Annotated in this window: 12 protein-coding genes and 1 tRNA gene; 9 read left to right on the top strand and 4 right to left on the bottom strand. The window is 40.3% G+C overall.

Features of this window, described 5'->3' with window-relative positions:
* Positions 1-29: 29 nt before the first annotated feature.
* The gene (locus HGR01_RS30630) at positions 30-1538 is read right to left on the bottom strand and encodes a UbiD family decarboxylase (protein ID WP_045868461.1); all 1509 of its coding nucleotides are present in this window, start codon (positions 1536-1538) and stop codon (positions 30-32) included.
* Between the two features lie 158 nt (positions 1539-1696).
* Between HGR01_RS30630 and HGR01_RS30625 the strand changes: the two genes are divergently transcribed.
* Together HGR01_RS30625 and HGR01_RS30620 are read left to right on the top strand one after the other, a co-directional pair.
* Positions 1697-2059, top strand: a complete 363-nt coding sequence (locus tag HGR01_RS30625) for a papain fold toxin domain-containing protein (RefSeq protein ID WP_045868462.1) — start codon at positions 1697-1699, stop codon at positions 2057-2059.
* A gap of 30 nt (positions 2060-2089) precedes the next feature.
* The gene (locus tag HGR01_RS30620) at positions 2090-2473 is read left to right on the top strand and encodes a hypothetical protein (protein ID WP_045868463.1); all 384 of its coding nucleotides are present in this window, start codon (positions 2090-2092) and stop codon (positions 2471-2473) included.
* 197 nt (positions 2474-2670) lie between these two features.
* Here the strand turns inward: HGR01_RS30620 and HGR01_RS30615 are convergent, their stop codons facing one another.
* The 3 genes from HGR01_RS30615 to HGR01_RS30605 all read right to left on the bottom strand — a co-directional run bounded on the left by HGR01_RS30615 (position 2671) and on the right by HGR01_RS30605 (position 9089).
* A complete protein-coding gene (locus tag HGR01_RS30615) occupies positions 2671-3957 on the bottom strand; it encodes a sensor histidine kinase (protein WP_045868464.1) in 1287 nt (428 codons plus the stop codon).
* Positions 3958-4032: 75 nt separating this feature from the next.
* Entirely contained in the window at positions 4033-6792 is a 2760-nt protein-coding gene (locus HGR01_RS30610; RefSeq protein ID WP_045868465.1) for a hybrid sensor histidine kinase/response regulator, read from the bottom strand.
* A 659-nt stretch (positions 6793-7451) separates the two neighbouring features.
* Positions 7452-9089 (bottom strand): iron uptake porin, encoded by a 1638-nt coding sequence (locus HGR01_RS30605; RefSeq protein ID WP_045868466.1) that lies wholly within the window; start codon positions 9087-9089, stop codon positions 7452-7454.
* Between the two features lie 485 nt (positions 9090-9574).
* Here HGR01_RS30605 and HGR01_RS30600 point away from each other — a divergent pair, with 485 nt between their 5' ends.
* From HGR01_RS30600 to HGR01_RS30570, 7 genes are all read left to right on the top strand, one after another.
* Positions 9575-10489: a metal ABC transporter substrate-binding protein gene (locus HGR01_RS30600; RefSeq protein ID WP_081583930.1), complete on the top strand. Its 915-nt coding sequence runs from the start codon at positions 9575-9577 to the stop codon at positions 10487-10489.
* Positions 10490-10739: 250 nt separating this feature from the next.
* Entirely contained in the window at positions 10740-11519 is a 780-nt protein-coding gene (locus tag HGR01_RS30595; RefSeq protein ID WP_045868924.1) for a metal ABC transporter ATP-binding protein, read from the top strand.
* An 80-nt stretch (positions 11520-11599) separates the two neighbouring features.
* Positions 11600-12469 (top strand): metal ABC transporter permease, encoded by an 870-nt coding sequence (locus tag HGR01_RS30590; RefSeq protein WP_045868468.1) that lies wholly within the window; start codon positions 11600-11602, stop codon positions 12467-12469.
* A 76-nt stretch (positions 12470-12545) separates the two neighbouring features.
* Positions 12546-12618, top strand: a tRNA-Phe gene (locus HGR01_RS30585).
* A gap of 187 nt (positions 12619-12805) precedes the next feature.
* Positions 12806-13960 (top strand): site-specific integrase, encoded by a 1155-nt coding sequence (locus HGR01_RS30580; protein WP_045868469.1) that lies wholly within the window; start codon positions 12806-12808, stop codon positions 13958-13960.
* An 803-nt stretch (positions 13961-14763) separates the two neighbouring features.
* Complete coding sequence (locus tag HGR01_RS30575) at positions 14764-16977, top strand: dynamin family protein (RefSeq protein WP_045868470.1); 2214 nt, start codon at positions 14764-14766, stop codon at positions 16975-16977.
* Entirely contained in the window at positions 16974-17984 is a 1011-nt protein-coding gene (locus HGR01_RS30570; RefSeq protein WP_045868471.1) for a hypothetical protein, read from the top strand. Before HGR01_RS30575 ends, HGR01_RS30570 begins: the two co-directional genes overlap by 4 nt.
* Positions 17985-17994: the final 10 nt, after the last annotated feature.

Raw genomic sequence — 17994 nt, 5'->3', positions numbered from 1 at the left:
CGGCAATCCAAAATCTAAAATTGATTGATTCACCTCATATCGTAGCCAAATAGATTGGGGTCAACTTCGCCTAATTGCAAATCTGCTAAACCATACTCAGCCCAGCGTCGATCAACCATTGCGGCGACATCGGGATCTGATTCTAGTGGCGCGCCCCATTCATGTTCGGTTTCTGGGGGAATTTTGGTGGTAGCATCAATTCCCATGCGTCCACCTAAACCAATTTTCTCGCTAGCGAAATCTAAAGTATCAAAGGGTGTATTCGGTAAAATAAACACATCCCTGGTGGGGTCAACTTTAGAACTAATCGCCCAGACAACTTGACGTGGATCGCGAATATTAATATCTTTATCAACCACAATCACAAACTTGGTGTAAGTAAATTGTGGTAAAGCACTCCAAAAAGCCAAAGCTGCTCGCCGTGCTTGTCCGGGATATGCTTTATCAATAGAAATAATCGCCGCTTTGTAACTCAAAGCTTCCATTGGTAAGAAGAAATCGACAATTTCCGAGACTTGTTGTCGCAGAATTGGGGTGTAAATCCGATTAAGTGCGATCGCCATCATCGCTTCTTCTTTGGGTGGACGACCGCTAAATGTTGTTAGGTAAATTGGATCTTTGCGATGTGTCATACACTGAAAGCGGATTAATGGCGAATCTTCAACACCGCCGTAATAACCCATGTGGTCGCCAAAAGGCCCATCTGGTAACACTTCCCCTGGTGTAATCGTTCCTTCTAACACAAATTCTGCATCTGCGGGAACTTCCAAATCTACAGTTTTGCATTTAGCCAACTGCACCCCAGAACCGCCATACAGCCCAGCAAACAGCCATTCTGATAAATCTACAGGTATGGGTGTCGCCGCAGCCATAATAATTAAGGGATCTACACCCAAGGCGATCGCAATTTCTAATTTTTTACCTTGTTCTGCGGCTTTGCGTAAATGTCTCGCCCCACCCCGCACCGATAGCCAATGTACGGTCATGGTATTTTTAGATTGTAGTTGCAAGCGATACACACCCACATTCGGCGTACCCGTCTCACAATCCTTAGTAATTACCAATCCCAGGGTAATAATTTTCCCAGCATCATCCACATAAGGACGTATCAAAGGTAACTTATTTAAATCTAAATCTTCACCTTGAATTACCACTTGCTGACAGGCGGGGAAAAAGTCTCGTCCTGGTTTAGCTTTCAGGACATCAAACAGCACCTTACCAAAATCTATCGCTTGGGAAATCTTCTTTGGCGGCTTGGGTTGTTGCAGCATACTCAGCTTTTTACCCAGAGTTTCCAACTCTTCTGGATGCTGCATATTCATCGCCCAGCAGATCCTTTCCACAGTTCCCATCAAATTCACCGCCACCGGGAAGGATGCGCCTTTAACATTTTCAAACAGTAACCCTGGCCCACCTTTTTGCAGCATCCGGTTAGAAATCTCCGCAATCTCTAACTCTGGGTCAACTAAAGCAGAAATTCGCTGTAATTGTCCCCTTTCTTCCAGAAGTTTGATAAATCCCCGCAAATCTCTCGCCATTGTTTTAGTAAAGCTGAATAATTAAGAACTGTGAAGCGTTCTCTTATATTATTAGCTAATTCTCCACCGTTTCACACCGCAGGCGATCGCAAAAGATGCATCAGCACTTTACGCTGAATTAAGGTAAACAAATTGATTATGTAAGGTCGGGTGCGTGGGTGAGTGCGTTATCTGATGAGGAAATATACCAGGCAATCGGTAGAATAGTAGCAAATTTTGGCTTATATCAATGTAATGAATGTGCTAATGCTGTGATGCATTGGTTACAAAAAAATAATATTAAAGGACGAATCATAAAAATTCAAACAGCTTTTGGAGAGGATTATATAATTAGTACACGTCTAGAAAATCAGGGCATAACTGATTCGATTACGTTAAATGGTATTCATTACGGCGTGGAGGTTAAAGACAGAATATTTGATAATCTCTCAACACAAGGATTAACTGTTAACGATTGGCGTAATGATTTTGAATGCCCCAGTGGAGAGTTTTTAATTGAATATTTGGATGATATTTCATAAATAATTAGATGATTTCAGCAGGTTATCGAGATGAGCAAGTTATTTGAGATTTTGCAAAAGATTAGAAATAAACCTGGTATGTATATTGGCAGTGCTTCGGTTAGCGATTTATTCCATTTCTTAGTTGGTTTCAAAACAGCATTGAGAGAATTAGGAATTGCTGCTACTAAAGAAGAAATGGATTTTTATCGAGAGTTCCAGCCTTGGGTACAAAAGAAATATCACGTATCAACTTCAAATTCTTGGGCAAAAATAATTATGCTCCATTGCAAAAGTGAGCAAGAAGGTTTTAACACTTTCTACAAGTTGTTAGAGGAATTTCAACATCATAATAAGAATGTAGGTGGAGATTTATCTGACGCAAAGTCTTATGAAGACAATAAACATAACATAGAAGAAGTTATTGGTATATAAAAGTAAATATTGAGTTGGTAATTGAGGATTGTAGGAAATGAGAAAAAACTCAAACACCAAACACCTAAGACTAAATTAAGCAAGTCAGTAAAAATAAACCCAGCTATGTTAAGAAACGTAAATAATTTTGAAATCCTTACCAATGACCAATGACCAATGACAGCCTCAGCTAATTATCTTTAATTTCGCCAACCTACTTAAGCAATCTGACATATTACTTTCTGCAGTGGAATTTGCACGATAAATTCTGTTCCTTGCCCAGGAGTAGAATTACAGTAAATTTTGCCATTGTGTTTTTGAGTAATAATTTGATAGCTAATAGACAATCCCAATCCAGTGCCTTTGCCTATAGGTTTGGTGGTGAAAAAGGGATCGAAAAGTTGAGAACGGATTTCCTCTCTGATACCGATACCGTTATCTGCGATCGCAATTGTCATCCAGTTATCATTGGTTACGAAGGTGCGAATGGTAATTTGTGGTGTGGTGTTAACTGTTGACTCTTCCAGCGCATCAATGGCATTACTCAGCAGATTCATCACTACCTGATTGAGTTGGCTGGGGTAACATTCCACCATTGGCAATTGTCCGTAGTCTTTGATCACTTGAATTGTGGGATGATCGGGGCTACCTTTGAGGCGGTGTTGCAAAATCAGCAAAGTACTATCAATACCTGCGTGAATATCGGCGGGTTTGAGTTCGCTTTCATCTAAACGCGAGAAGTTGCGTAGAGAAACAACCAGTTGACGGATGCGATCGCTCCCCAATTTGAGAGAATTGAGTAACTTGGGCAAGTCTTCTGTGAGATAATCCACATCTACTTCTTCCATCCAAGCTTGAATTTCCGGATGGGCTTCGGGATGATATTCCCGATATAAAGAAACAAAAGTAATCAAATCTTGGATATGTTCTTCAGCAGGTTTGAGATTGCCATAAATAAAGTTGACAGGATTGTTAATTTCGTGGGCTAAACCTGCTACTAATTGCCCTAGGGAAGACATCTTTTCACTCTGCACTAAATGCACCTGTGCCTGTTTTAAGTCTTCTAGCGCTTGCGAGAGTTCGCTGGTGCGCTGTTCGAGAACTTGTTGGGAATTGTGCAGTTGCAAATGTACTCGAATTCTAGCTAGTGCTTCTTCATGTTGGATAGGCTTAGTAATATAATCCACAGCACCCAAACTCAACCCTTTGACCTTATCCACTGTATCCGAAAGGGCAGTCATAAAGATTACCGGAATATCGCTGGTTTCGGGTTGATATTTGAGCCGTTGACAGGTTTCAAATCCATCAATTCCCGGCATCATCACATCTAACAAAATCAAATCGGGCTGGTAAGACTGGAGGCGTTGTAAGGCAGCTTCCCCACTTTTGGCGATCGCCACTCGGTAGCCAATCTCACTTAAAATATCAAACAAAACTTGAATATTGGTAGGGTTATCATCCACTACTAAAATGGTTCCGGTGCGGGCAGTGGTTTCAACAATCATGGATGAACTCCTTAAAACAATTAAAAATAGAAAATAAAAACGGACATTTTTAACGGTCAATTCTACTATGTATAACTACATATTTGCTTGTAGCAAATTAATAATGCCCTCATCATCAAACTTCTGACTCAAATCTAGTAGCTTGTTCGCAAAGGGTGCATATTGGGGATTGAGTTGCTTCAGTCGGTTGGCTTCCTGCTGGATGTCTGCCATAAAACCGTCCTGTGCTGCTTGATACATGACTATCAATTCTGCTGATGCTGGTACAAGCCAATCTGTGGGATTGTCTTCTTCAGCAGAGGTTGCATCTGTCTGCGTTGGAGTTTCGTAAATCCAATGTAATTCTAGGTAGCGCTGCAACTCACGCAACAATCCAGTGAATTCAATGGGCTTGGGGAAAAAGCTATTACAACCTGCGTCCACCGTTTCTTGCATATCCACCTGAGATAAGCTGGCAGGAGAAGCGATAATTGGTAGTTGGGCAAAATCTGACAGTTGGCGCAGGCGGCGAGTCATTTCCAGACCATTCATCTGTGACATCATGATATCGGTAATAATCAAATCTGGATGCATCTGGATTGCTTTATCTAATCCCGTCTGGCCATTGTCTGCCTCCATCATCTTGAAACCCAGGGGTTCCAGCATTCCAATTACCACAGCACGATTCTCTCGGTGATCGTCAATCACTAAAATTTTGCGCCGTTCGCCTTGATAGCCAATTACCTTTTGATGGTTAGTCCCATTTTGGGAAAGCCAATCGGCTGCAGTGAGTAAATCGATTTCAAACCAGAAGGTGCTACCTTTACCAAGAATGCTTTTTACATGAATTGTGCCACCCATCATCTCTACAATTTGCTGACTGATAGCCAACCCTAAGCCAGTACCTTCACTATTGCGATCGCGTTTCCCGGCTTGTTCAAAGGGTAAAAAGATAGCAGCGAGTTTTTCTGCTGCTATACCAATACCTGTATCTGCTACCTGGAAGCGGATTCTCGTAGACAGGCGATCGCCAATTTCCTGATTCTCTAATGCCTCTACGCTAAAACTCACGCTGCCAAAGTCGGTAAATTTCACCGCATTGCTGAGGAGGTTAAGCAATACTTGCCGTAGGCGTTTATCATCAGCATAAATAGCAATTGGTAAATTAGCAGCAGGGTGGTAATTGAAGGCTACCCCCTTTTGCTCGGCTTTAATGCGACAAATTTCTACTGTGGTGCTGAGGAAGTTAGCTAAATGGAAATCTTGAGGATAGAGATCCATCTTCTGCACTTCCAATTTAGATAGATCCAAAATGTCATTGATCAGCGTCAACAGATGGGAACCGCACTGATGAATCACGCCTAATCCCTTTTGTTGCTTTTCGGTTGTCGCTGGATCGCGTTGAAGAATCTGGGCATAGCCAAGGATACCGTTGAGTGGGGTTCGTAGTTCGTGGTTCATATTAGCAAGAAATTTACTCTTGCTGTGGTTTGCAGCTTCGGCGGCTTGCTTTGCCTGTTGCAGTTCGGCGGTACGTTCTTCCACCCGTGCTTCTAGTTCTGCATTACTTTTTTCTAAAGCAGTGAATGAGTCACGCAATTGCCCTGCCATGTGGTTAAAAGAATGGGCGAGAATATTGAATTCTTGGATTTTGCCATCTTTGACTGTCTGGTCTAAATTACCCAGTGCCATTGCCTGGCTGGCTTGATTGAGGCGGAGGATGGGACGTGCAATCCAGCGAGAGGTCAATAACCCAACCACCGTTGCCACCCCCAACGCCCCAACACAAAGTAAGATAGTTGTTTGAGTATTAGTGTTAATCTGTGCCATAAAGCTACTTTCTGGCACGCTAGTCACGACCAACCAATTCAAGCCATATTCATCGTGCCAGGGAGCAATATGCACATAGTAATTTTCTCCCTGAAAGTGGAATTTCATCTGTTGTGTATTGGTGATGGATTGTAAGTTGGGAATGCTTTTTTGCAGTTCCTTAGCAATACCTTGCACTACAGAATTGGGACTCTCTGTTGCTTTTAGGCGCTTAGTTTGGTTGTTGACTACATTAAAAGGTTGTTCTGGTGCAGAATTGGCAACTAACATTCCATCCCGCTCTATAATCAACACTTGCCCAGCACGACTAATATCTAACGTTCGCAAAAATTCGCTTAACTTCAAGAGGTGGATTTCAACCCCTACTACGCCAATCAAATTTTTCCTAGAATCATAAACTGGCCGACCTGCTGCTGCCGAAATATAGGGAGGATAGGCGGGATCGTAATATGTATAGATAGGATTCCAGATGAATTTTCCGGCTTTTACTGGTTCAGTGTATGCAGGTTGATTGAGAACATCCCAATTAACGGCTGCTAGGATTTGAGTAGGGTTACCATCGTTGTCTGTCAAATAGGTTGTAGAATTTTTGGCAACACTGGGTGTTTTGGTGACCATATCATCAATAGTGATCGTTTTGCCATCAAAACGAGCGGCTCCAGATCCTTCGCCGTTGGGAAAATACAGACCGATGTAAGTTAAGTCATAAGCTTGCATTTCGTGCCAGAAGAACTTACCAATGGTTTTGCGATCGCGTATATTTAGCAAACCCATACGAAGCACATCAGCATTAATTTGAGTTACTTTATGGGGAATCGATAGATAAGCATTTAAATGATTATCTACCTCACTACTAGTGCGTTTCATTAACTGTGCTGCTAGCTCCTGAACCGCTTTTTCACCGTTTTTGAAGGACAAATATCCCACCAATCCCACTGCGCCAAACACTTGCACCACAAAAGGAACAATAAGAACAAGTTGTAATGGCAATACCCGGAATTTACTGGATGATGGCTGGTTCTTCATAAGTTAGAAATTTTGGTTCATCAACAGTCGGTGCCAAATTATGTACCCTGATAACTAGTAGTTTGCCAACCCAAAAATGTTAGGTGGAGGTTGGGTAAAGGTTAAAGGGAAAAGGGTAAGGGACAAAAACCTTTCCCCTTTCCCCCGCCAAGTTGCCTTGGTGTACTACTAGTAGAGGTTGCTCACTACCGACTTGGGGTTTTGGGCATTGAACTCTCTGCCATACCCAAAATCCCTTTGTCGATAGAGTTTTGGATGGTGAGGGCTATTGGCACGGCTTTAAATTCGCTGGCTGGTACTAGCAAAAACTTTGCCCTCTTTAATGAGGATTCCCCAAAAATATCTAATTTGAACAAAATTTACGCTTAACTATCTGCAAGTTGGTTTCTGTATGAGTTTTTTTTGATCGACGGAACTCATGCAGTGGTTGGTAGACGATAGTTTTCTGTTAACGACAACTTAACCTATTTCTTGACTCTTCTTAAAGACTAATGATGCACAATTTAGTTACCTTAAATGAGGATAAAGCATTATTTATTAACAAATAAGCGCTAACCTGATCAAACATGGCCAGAAAATACTAAAAACCCCGGTAGGCGGTCTGATTATCTTAGCTCCTACCGGGTTTATCTATTGAAAGCTGCGTCTTTTGTGAACAGCTAGAAACTGAATGTCGTTCTGAGCGCACCAATCACAACATTATCGTTTTGCTCATTATGATCTGGTGCTGTCAACCAAATTACTCCAGGGGTAATGGTGATATTGTCGCTGACCTTGTACTGGTAGAAAGCTTCAATATGATAAGAAGTACTCGGGTCTTTCTCCAGTCCGCTAACGTTGGAACTTGTAACCTTTGGTTCCATACCAAAGATGAAACCTGCTAAGTTGCCTTTTTTACCCAAGTCTGGTAATCCTAACGTCACAGCCCAGTTCCAGATATCAACACTACCTCGGTTGATGATGTCTCCGGCTGTGGATAAGTTACGCGTGTTAGTATATCCTACCCAACCACCCAGCACAAATTTTTCACTGAGGGCGAAAGACGCTTGTAAGCCGTAGGAATTACTAATAGTTGGTACAGGAATCGCTTCTTCACTTCCTGTGAGATTTTGCACAACTCCACCGAGAAACGAACTTACGTTGGCGCGGTTGCTTCCTGTTCCCAATTCTTGATTGTAAGCATTGATGTAGGTGAAGCCAACCTTTAAGCGATCGCTTGGTTTAAATGTGAGTTGGGCTAAAGCACCATATGCACCATTAAATAAACCATTTCCAGGAGTGGGATCATTAGCTGCACTGCTTAAATACCCCAAACTCAATGCTAATTGCTCACTAAAATCATAGTTAATACCTAAGCCAGCACCATCCATCTGATAATAAATGGAGTTGCGAGTCCCAAATGTAGATAAGGCACCAAAGCTACCATCCCCATCAAAGAGATTAATTGTATCAGTAATGTCATCTGCCGCCCCAGCATTAGCTAAGGCAATTACTTGTAATTTTTCGCCAATAGGAAATTGGTAATATAGGGCATCGATAAATGCATTCGTATTACCATCTTCCCCAGCAAAGAACAAGCTACCTTCTGGTGTGCCAATATTAGGGCTGAGAATATTATTTACTTGAATTCTCGTGAACAGTGTATCTTTGCCTGTGAAGCTAGTCACAAATTCGATTCTTGCCCGTGCCCCTAAAGTTGTATTCTGGTCTGTGATTTCTTCACCGTTGACTTGGCTACCTGAGAACACATCGCTAACTACAGCCACAACTTCTCCTTGCAGTTTGGAAGTAGTGGAAAATTGATTCGCTTCTAACTCTGCAGTTTTCGCTTCTAATGCATCTACTCGACCTCGTAAGGTCGCCAGTTCTGCTGAGAAATTCTCTTGCAATCTTTGCAGTGTGGCTAAATCTTCTTTGGTGACTAACTCCGCAGTGCTAGTCGCAATCAGTTCATTCACACGATTGAGACAAGCATTTAAACCAGCAGCAAACTCATATCTTGTGAGTGCGCGGTTACCCCGAAATGTGCCGTTGGGATAGCCTGCAATACAACCATAACGTTCTACCAACGATTGCAATGCTTGAAATGCCCAATCGGTAGGTTGCACATCTGATAGTTGAGATACTGAGGTAACTTGGGACATTACCTGTTGTTGCGGGGAATTCTCAATCTCTTGTTTTTGGTCAGCTGCAACAAGCGGCTCACTAATTTCACCCGCAACGGCTGCTGCACCTAAAAATAGCATTGCACCGCCAACTGCTGAACCAGCCAGCAGAGACTTCCATACTTTCCGCATTTTTTTCCTCACACCTATTGATAGTAAATAGCTTTACTACCCTGCTGTTTCACCAGGTTTATTAAAAACTATTCTCAGTATCTTACCAGGAGCCGACATTTTTTTATATAAGATTCCGTCAAAGAATCATCATGAATTATTTGCGCTCTAAATTGACGTGGAAGTAATTGCTGACACCTTAATTGCTTGAGAATGAGAATTATTATAATATTGATTTAGATTCAACTCATTAGCAAGAGTAGTGAATTAAAAGCCCTGGTAGCGGGGTGTTTAGCCCGTGCTGTGTCTAGTAAGGGTGTCTGTTATTAAGTACATGAGTACTGAAAAATACTTTTTCAGTACTCATGACTGAGCTTTGTCGATAAAAATTTTCACGAAAGCAGCGTCTGCTACTTTCCGGAGGGGAAAACACTGTGGTTCGCAATCATATAGAACCTAAAATAGGCAGACAAAGAAATGGTATTCTGCCTTTAATTGCTCTGGTAATGCTATCCATTGCTTCTGGTTGTAACCAATCACCTGCAAATCAGCAAGCAGCATCTAATGTATCGCCGCCTGCTAAAAAAACTAAAGTAGTAACGACATTTTTACCAATGTATTTGTTTACAAAAGCTGTGGCTGGGGATGCAGCAGAGGTAGAAATTTTAGTACCCCCAGGTACGGAGGTTCATGAGTATCAAGCCAAACCAGAAAATGTCAAAGCGATCGCCACTGCTAATGTACTAGTCAAAAATGGTTTAGGCTTAGAAGAATTTCTCGAACAAACTGTCAAAAATGCCCAAAATCCCAAATTAACTGAAATTGATGCCAGTAAAGGGATTAAACCTCTCGCAGAGATTTCTCCCATCGTCAGCACAGGGAAAGAGGAAAAAGACCACGATCACGAACATACTGAGGGTAATCCTCACGTTTGGCTAGATCCAGTTTTGGCAAAACAGCAAGTAACAAATATCCGGGATGGATTGATTGCAGCCGATCCCAAAAATAAAGCTACCTACGAAGCGAACGCCACAGCTTATATCCAAAAATTAGACAGCTTAAATAGCGAATTTCAACAAACTTTGCAGAAAAATCCTAACTGCACCTTTATCACCTTTCATGATGCCTTTCCATATTTAGCCCAACGTTATAACCTTAAGCAACTTGCAGTCGTAGAAATCCCGGAAGACCAACTTTCACCAAGCGATGTACAAAATGCAGTTAATGCAGTAAAAAAATATAAAGTTAAAGCCTTATTCAGCGAACCAGGAATCGATAACAAATTACTGAAAAGTCTATCTCAAGACTTAAAGTTAAATTTGCAAACCCTAGATTCTTTAGAAAATGGTGAGACAGATCCGCAACATTATTTCCAGGCGATGAAAGCTAATTTGCAAAACTTGTCGACAGCTTGTAAATAGTGGTTTGTCATTTGTCATTTGTCATTTGTTATTGGGTAATTGGTAATTGGTAATTGGTAATTGGAGTTAACAATTTCCCCCTACTCCCTGCCTTGCCAATTCCCCAGTCCCCAATCCCCATTACCCCTTATCCCCAGAGGGGGCCCCGAGTTCCCCAATCCCCAGTCCCCATTACCCCTTATCCCCAGAGGGGGCCCCGAGTTCCCCAATCCCCAATCCTCAATCATCTATGCTAAATGACCAACAAGCAATAACCTCCCCTGTTTTAAAAGTAGAAGGATTAACTGTATACCAAGGCAATTACTTAGCCTTAAGAGATGTTTCTTTTGAATTATTTCCTGGCACAGATACAGCTATAGTGGGGCCAAATGGTGCAGGTAAAAGTACTTTAGTAAAAGCTATTTTAAATTTAATTCCTCACAGTAATGGCTATGTAGAAATATTTGGTCAACCAATCAAAAATTTAGGGAATTTACGCCAGTTATTAGGCTACATGCCGCAAAATTTGATTTTTGATCGCAGCTTTCCCATTTCCGTCAGCGAATTGGTAGGACTGGGGTGGATGAGAACTTTTAGACAAAAACAAAAAAAAGGTTCATTATTCAAAAAATTATTGAGAAAAGAACCAGATAAATCAGCAGCGATCGCGCAAGCTTTAAAGCGAACTGACGCTTATCATCTACGCAATCAAGCTATCGGAACTTTGAGCGGTGGTCAACTCAAGCGAGTATTATTAGCTTATTGTTTAGTAACACCTCGCAAACTCTTGGTACTAGATGAAGCCTTCGCCGGAGTTGATGTACAAGGTGCAGCAGATTTTTATATTTTATTAAATGAGTTAAAGCAACAGGAAGGTTGGACAATATTGCAAGTTTCTCATGATATTGATATGGTCAGCCGCCATTGCGATCGCATTCTTTGCCTGAATCAAACTGTGGTTTGTACTGGAAAACCAGAAATTGCACTTTCACCGCAAAACCTATTAGCAACCTATGGGCCTGGTTTCAGTCGTTATCAACATCACCACTAAATCAATGCACAATTCAAAAATAATAAAATTACCGAGCAATCTGTGATAAATAAAAGGCTAATCAGTTAAAAAGCTTACAAATGAATTTATTCACAGATTGCCAGATAACTTGGCTAGCTGTCAGCGATGCTCAGGACTTGGTGAAATTGTTACAGTTTCCCTTTATGCAGCGTGCGATCGCAGGTGCTGTGATGATGGGAATACTTGGTGGTTTATTAGGCTGTTTTGTTACCTTGCGCCAGCTTTCCTTTTTTAGCCATGCGGTTGGTCATGCAGCCTTAGTCGGTGTGGCATTAGGAGTATTGCTTCAGTTAAATCCTACATGGATGTTGCTGCCATTTACCTTAGTTTTCGGTGTGATTGTCCTCTATTTAATCGACAAAACCGATTTAGCGAGCGATAGCGTACTTAGTATAGTTCTCTCAGGAGCATTAGCGATCGGTGTGATTCTCACCAGCCTCATCAAAGGCTATCGCGGTAATTTGATGGGCGTGTTATTTGGCGATATTCTGGCAATTGATGGCACGGATTTAATGTTAACCCTGCTTTTACTCCTAGGCAGCAGTATTTTCTTGTTATCAACCCTGCAACAGCAAATTTTATTGACTCTCAACGCAGATGTAGCCCAGGTACAAGGCATTCCAGTCCAGTTGCACCGCTATGGATTTGTGATATTGCTCTCCTTAGCTGTAGCTGTAGCCATCAAAGCTGTTGGCGTATTGCTAGTAAACGCCTTTTTGGTAATTCCTGCTGCCACTGCTAAATTAATGAGTCACCATTTTAGCCGCTTCCTAATCTTGTCAGTGATTATCGGTTCTAGTAGCAGCGTTGTCGGCATGATAGTTTCAGGACTATTTAACTTAGCCTCTGGCCCCAGTATCGTCCTGGTTCAGTTTCTCGTATTTGTCGCTGTTTTCGTCTGGATCAAGTTGACAATGAAAGCAGCATAAAACTTTTTTCCGTTTTGCCCTTGCACAATCGTTATAAGTTTGCTACATTTATTAATCGTGGCTAACAAAAGCGCCCGCCGGGATAGCTCAGTCGGTAGAGCAGAGGACTGAAAATCCTCGTGTCACCAGTTCAAGTCTGGTTCCTGGCATAATCAAAAAACCCTTGAAATCATTGAATTTCAAGGGTTTTATTGTTTCTAAGTCCTGATAGATATAGAACATATGTTCTATTTTGTATGCCAATTTTGGACATTTTTGGATACCTTTAGAGACAAATTGGGTGTAAATTGGGTGTAAAAGAGCTAGAGTAGAGGAGTAATTACACCTTGTAAACCTATGTTCTCCAAAACTCCTACAGGACGAGCATCTAAGGGTTCTGTATCGATCATTAACTCTAATGAACGGTTGCAATTACGATTTAGATATCAAGGCAAGCGTTATTACATCTCTACGGGTTTAGCTGATACTCCCGCTAACCGCAAATTGGCAGAGATGAAGGCATCCGAGATAGAGAAAGATATACTCTGTGAACGATTAGACCTCACTCTAGAGAAGTACCAAGCTCAATCTGCTTTAAGCACGATTACACCCATTACACCCATTAGAAAGTCTCAACCTCAATTAGACGAACTTTGGGACAAGTATAGTGAATTTAAAAAACCGCAAGTTAGCCCCAGTACTTATGCCAAAGACTTCTCTAAGCACCGTAATCACATTGCTAAGTTACCTACGCGATCGCTAGATGAGGCATCTGCTATTCGAGATCATCTGTTATCGAATCTCACTCCAGATGCGGCAAAGCGGTGCTTAACCCAACTGAAAGCTTGCTGTAATTGGGCAATGGATGAGGGATTAATCGACACTAACCCTTTTGCCACTATGAAAATCAAAGTCCCTAAGGGTACTTCCGAGGAACAGGACGTTAATCCTTTTACCAAGGAAGAGAGAGATTTAATTATTAGCACTTTCGCTAGCGATCGCTACTATAGCCATTACACGAACTATGTGCGCTTCCTTTTCTTCACGGGGTGCAGACCATCGGAAGCAGTTGCTTTGAAATGGAGGAACATTACTAATAGTGTGATTCAGTTTCGAGAATCTGTTGTTGTCTCTGAAGATGGCTTAGTCCTCAAAGAAGGACTGAAAACCCAAAGAAAACGGGATTTTCCAATTAATGCAGAGGTAAAAGCAATTTTAGATGAAATTAGACCTGAGGGAGATAACCCTGAATCTCTACTGTTTATAAGTCCGAAAGGAAAATTTATTGACCATCACAACTTTGCTAATCGTGCATGGAAGTCAATCTTAGATAAGTGTAATGTCCCTTATCGTAAAAGCTACCAGACACGACATACCTTTATTAGTTTATGTGTGGAAGCACATATTAATAGCACTGCGATTGGTAGATGGACTGGAACTTCAGCCAAAATGATCGACAACCATTATGGTGCAACCAACTTTACAAATCTCAGACCACCCGAGCTTTCCTAAAATTGCAATGTAAAGATTACCATCAGGTTCTATAACTCTTTTAGACTTTAGGAGCAAGAAAACTGTAGAACCTGAAATTACATCAAGATGATTGATGTTAAGGCTCCCCACAAGAATATGTTCCTTAAATCCACACACCATGAGAAGCTGCACAGATGGGAGGCAATCACATAAATTCCTAGTACCTCTGCGCGGAAGTCAAAAGTCAAAAGGATTGTATTTCGGGCTTTAATGCGATTTCAAATGTCCTGTTTATTTATCCCTATTCTGTTGCACCCCGAAAACATTTGCCATTGCTGAATTCTAGAGCTTCTATATAGCAAGCGATCGCGCGATTCTTTTCTAATAACAAATACAAGACCCATTTTTTTCTAAAAGTATAGCTTGTATTGATTACCTCATAAGGCTTCTAGGCATCACCATACCGGAAAGTGACAGTAGGTTTAATTAATACCCAATATTAGAAGTTAAATTTTTAACTATCGTATTAGGAACAAATTCATCAGAATTAAGTAATGGTATTTCTGTCTGTGCTTGCTTCAAAGATATAGTAAGCTAAACCACATCTAGTTTGCATAATCTGAAATTATATATTTATTGTGGGGTGGGCATCTTGCCCGCCCAATATATGCAAGTTAAATATGGAACAGCTTATCTCTTGCTTTTAGGAGCTAACGCAATTCGCTCTTTGTGAAGTATTAGCTGGCATGGCACTTTTGAATATTTACATTTTAAGTATAATCAGCTATAACTCGAATTGAGTGTGTAAAATAATACTCAATTATTAAGGCGGATAAGAAAGTATGAGTGAAATAGGTGAAAATCAACCTCCTACTAGAAGGGAACGCATAGCTGAGATACTTGAGAAACGCAAACCTTTGTCTCAAAAAATTGACCAAGCACGTAACTATGTTCAAGAACTATTATCAGCGTTGAGCTTACTTGAAGACTTGATTCCAGAGTATCGGAGACTTAGTGCATCTTCTGAAAATCTCAAGAAAATTGCAATAAATGAAATTATTGTTACTAAAGACATTCAGTCAACTCTAAATTCTCAGCTAGAACATCTTTTTTACTTATACGAACGTTTCTCTAAACCCCCTCTAAAAATTGCTGTGGCTGGTCTTCCAAAGGAAGGAAAAAGCACTTTTATCCGTGCAGTTACTGAACTAAGGGAGGAGGTAATTCCTTCATCAGAAGAATTATGCACAGGTGCATCATCTACCATTTATAATCATGAAAGTACTGAAACCTATGGAGAGATAGAGTTTTACTCTAGTGATGTTTTCCTTAAGGAAGTAATTCAACCTTATTACAGTGAATTAAACTTAACAGATAAGCCAATAAGTTTGGACGCATGGAAGCAACCTTCGTTTCCAATACAAGATGCAGTCGAACAGACAAAGTACAAGCGTCTTTTAGCATATTATGAAAAATACTCTAAATATAAAAATTACTTAAACCAAAAGCCGATAAAAGTTGCAGAGAATAATATTCGGCAATACATTGCTCAGGTAGATATAAATAAACAACCGATTGATATATATCGGTCTGTAAAAAATGCCATAATATATACAAAATTTCCCAATCATGATGTTGGTCAAATTGCTTTGTTAGATACTCCTGGGTTGGGAGAATTACGAAGTAGAGAAGAAGAGAACTTGGTAGAAATCCTTCGTAAAAGTGCAGATATTGTAATTTGTCTTATTCTCCCAAGACCTAACGAATTTACTTATCAGGCGAGGCACACTAACTTTTTCAGTCTAATGCAGAAAGGAATTGGACAGGCGGATAAGAGATGTCTATTAGTGCTAAACGACGACGGTAATAACTCTCAAGCTTGTCAAAGACTTTCTCAGCCAGATAAGCTAGCTGAGTGGACTTTAACTTTCGCTAAAGTTTTCGTTGCTAATTGCTCTAAGCCTGAGCAAGTTCAATCTCAAGTAGTCGATCCCACTATTAATTATTTAGCTGAAAAAATTTCTTCTCTTGATTGGGATGACACACAACATAGGTTTAATAGTATTCTTGAACAATGTGCCCAGACCTCTGATATTCTGCATAGAATTAACGTAGAATCATCTGGAAATATAGACATTTCTAGCCAAAAATACAGAAAACTGTTCGAGAAGGACTTTGTGCCAAAACTGAGTAATGCATTCAAGCAAATGCAACAGTATTTTTTTAACAGGCAAGATATTTCATCAGTTAAGAAAATAGTGAGAGATAAGGTCAATGCTCTTGAGTTTAGCATTCCTTCTGCACCAGAAATTGAGTTACGAAGAACGCCGAAAGAAACCTACGACAAAGTATTTATAGAAATATTAGGAGAACTTCGTGTACAAGGATGGCGGCACTTTCAAGACCTTGATATTCATCTTAGTCCATTGGTAGATGAATTAAAAAAGATTGTTGCAGATGAGTTCCATAAAATTGGATTAGACAGGTTATCAAACAGAGAGGGCAGTGATTTCATTGAAAATATTTATCATTTAATTCCAAAAACTTGTCCAATGCTCAAGTTAGCATTTCAAATGCTCAAAGAATTTGAATTAGCTTACTTTTGGTTAATTAGAGTTAAGATTTATGAAGGGCTAGAAATTCTAGATCCCCGGAAAAATAATTTAAAACCAGACAGCAGTAATTCCAGCAAACCAGTAACAGCAGAATTATTTTACCAAGCTCTAGAAGCAAGCTGTATATCAGCTAAGTCTAAGCTACTTGCTTTGCTTGGTGGAGATGCTACAGATGACTTTTCTCCAAATAATGCTGTGCTAGCAGCTTTGGAGGAGTTTATTGATTTAGTATTTTATGCTTCGGACGAACAGGGTAGAGGAATTGTTTCAGGTGAATGGCAAGACTTTCTAGAACCCCATAAAAGAAAAATTTGGGCAGAAGATTTCGGAAAACTTGAGCAAGAGATTGAGTTGAGAGACAAATTATCTAACGCCGTGGAGCAAGCGAGAAACTCTATAACGAAATTACAGCGAATCTGCAATTTGGAAGGTGTATTATGACTACTTTTAGAGTTTTAATGCTTGGTTATCAACGAGTTGGTAAGACAAGTCTTTTAGCTTCTATGTACAGAGCAACTCAAAAAGAGCTTGCTGGAAATTATCAATTCCAAATAAAACCTGGAAATGATCTAACATCTCAACTTCTGAGTAAAGCAGAAGATAACTTGAAATGTGCAACTGAATATATTTTTGGTGATGCAATTGCACCCACGAATGTATTACGTACCTTTTTATTTCAAATGTACTCGAATGAGCAAATGCTTTTTCAATTGGAATTTTTGGATTACCAAGGTGGTAGACTAATGGATTCGAGTACTTCTGATGCAGCAACGGTACGAGAGTGGTTAAATACATGTGTTGCTGTCATTATTCCTATTGACTCACCATCTCTGATGGAAAGTGAAGGTGAGTGGGCTAAGTTGATCGATGAATGGAATAATCCTGAGGGCATTGAAAATATTTTCAGGTCAGAGATGAATAGAAATACCCCCAGATTGGTTATCTTATCACCTGTTAAGTGTGAAAAATATATTCAAGAACAAAGAGGTGAAGAACTCAGAAGGAAAGTAGAAGATGTATATGAAAATCTACTTCAATATCTCAGTGCAGAACCTGATTTAAGAAAGAATTGTGTTGTTATAGCACCAGTTCAAACAATTGGGGGGGCAGTATTTACTGGCTTTAAAAAAGATCCTAATAAAGGAATCCGACCGACATACGTTAATACTAAAGGCGAATATAAACCACAGGATGGAGATCAATTACTCAGGTATATAGCTCGCTTTGCACTGGCTCGTATCAATAAAGAAAATCTTGTTCGATTTAATGAGATTAACCAAAAAATTGAAGAAGGTGGCTTATGCCCTCCCTCAGGGGCAAGACAAGAAAAAGAAAATCTGACGAAACAGATCATATTGATGAAGTCAGGATTGGCACAATTCTCTCAAAGTTGCAAGCAGGAAGGCGCTTTTAGAATTGTTAGCGGGGGAAGCTTACTAAATAGTTAAACCTAAATTT

Source organism: Tolypothrix sp. PCC 7712 (genome assembly GCF_025860405.1).
GTDB lineage: Bacteria > Cyanobacteriota > Cyanobacteriia > Cyanobacteriales > Nostocaceae > Aulosira > Aulosira diplosiphon.
The sequence above is the reverse complement of the archived record's forward strand: the minus strand, read 5'-3'. Positions and strand labels throughout refer to the sequence as shown.